Below are 1,688 nucleotides of genomic sequence, written 5' to 3'. Positions count from 1 at the left end.
CACAGAAGAAGATGTTGAGCTTATGAGACAAGCTGGGCATGTTACAACAAATTCAAATACCTATATTATATCCTATCTTTTATACAATGAAAGAAATATCACAAATCATAAAACTTATTTTTTATTTGATAAGGAAAGATTTAAAGTTTTTGAAGATTTTTTATTTTTTCTAAATACTCGTTTAGAAGAGGATTTTTTGCAAAAAGATATTCATAAGTTTGATAGCTTTGATGTAGTTAGAATTGGAATGTATATTAACACCCTAATTGGCTATAATAGTGGATTTACTAGTATGTATTTGAGTGAATTTTTACAAGATTATATTTGTGATTTAAATACCCCTAAAACTATGACAATTTTAAATGGTATGAGTCAAATTAACACTACTACTGACAAAGTTTTATTGTTTTTAAATAAAGAATTAAAAATATACACTGATAGTTATTTAAAAATGCAATTAGAAAAAGCGATCTATAATTTTAAGAAACTCAAACTCGGTCAAAAACAAACTAATAAACTTAAATCCATACAATCTAAACTAAAAGAATGCACAAATGAATGAGATAGAACTTAACACTCAAAATAAAACCTTAAACGAAACAGAAAAAGAATTGCAAATTCTTTTAAAAGATGCAGGTGTAGATGAAATAGGAGAAAAACTACTTAAAGAAATAGAAGATGCAAATAAAACGGAAAATTTTATGCATCAAAATGAAGTTCAAGCCATCACAGGTGCTACTGGATTTGCAGATAATACAATGGATACAATATCTAACTTTTTCAAAAACCTCGAACCCTACCTACTCCCTTTTAAAATCATCATAAAAAGAGCAGATAATACCCTTAGTGGAATTGATGCTTTAATAGAATATCAAAAAACAAAAGATGGTTTAAAAGTTTCTGTAAAAATTGGTTCTGAAATTATTGCTTCACAAATTTTTAAAATAGGAATACCGATAATAAGCACAGCAGCCATTACAACTTATAGTGCGATAGCAATTGCAAGCGGCACCTTGTTAGGTGTTTTAGCAGCCATTAGTATTGTTGGCACTGGTATGATAATTCTTTGGTGGATTAATTCTAAAATAGAAGATTGGTTAAAAGATAGTGGTATTTCTTTTATTGATTTTATAAGAGAATATGAAACTCATTTAAGTTCTGAAGAAAAATATTATCATAACTTAGCACATTGTCATCAAACACAAATTAAAAATATGCAAAGAATTCAATTATATTATGATGGTAAGATTTCAAAAGATTTAAAAAATTATTACTATCCTTTTTATGATGTTAAAAAAACTCCATCTTTACTTAATGAAAAAAGTTTACTTAAAAGTATATCAAAAGATTATAAAGCATTAAGACTAAAAGATACAATAGACAATATTCACATTAATTCAGAATTTTATCTATTAAAAGCTTTATATTTTTGTGAAAGTTTTACAAGTTTTAATCAAAACAATCAAGCCTTATTTAACGAAGAAAAATTTCCTTATCATTCTAGCTTTTATACTATATTCTTATTGCACAAAGATAAAATCACAAATACTTACTTAAATGCAAGAAAAGAACTTTATAAAAGCGTTATAGAATTTAATTATTCTCACAATAAAACCTTACTTGAGAATTTAGAGAAAAACGACACCAAAGAAGATTCTAAGCTATTACGCTTTTATAATCTTTCTTTT

The 1,688-nt window shown here is 25.8% G+C and carries 2 protein-coding genes; both read left to right on the top strand.

All coding sequences use genetic code 11. The features are described 5' to 3' along the window. Positions 1-562, top strand: a 562-nt coding sequence (locus tag L8X40_RS08265) for a hypothetical protein (RefSeq protein WP_263667674.1), incomplete at its 5' end; no start/stop codon positions are given. Further along, a partial coding sequence (locus L8X40_RS08260; RefSeq protein ID WP_263667673.1) for a hypothetical protein occupies positions 555-1,688 on the top strand: 1,134 nt, incomplete at its 3' end. The genes L8X40_RS08265 and L8X40_RS08260, both read left to right, overlap by 8 nt.

Source organism: Campylobacter sp. CNRCH_2013_0855 (genome assembly GCF_025773025.1).
In the GTDB taxonomy this organism is placed as follows: Bacteria; Campylobacterota; Campylobacteria; order Campylobacterales; family Campylobacteraceae; genus Campylobacter_D; species Campylobacter_D jejuni_C.
The sequence above is the reverse complement of the archived record's forward strand: the minus strand, read 5'-3'. Positions and strand labels throughout refer to the sequence as shown.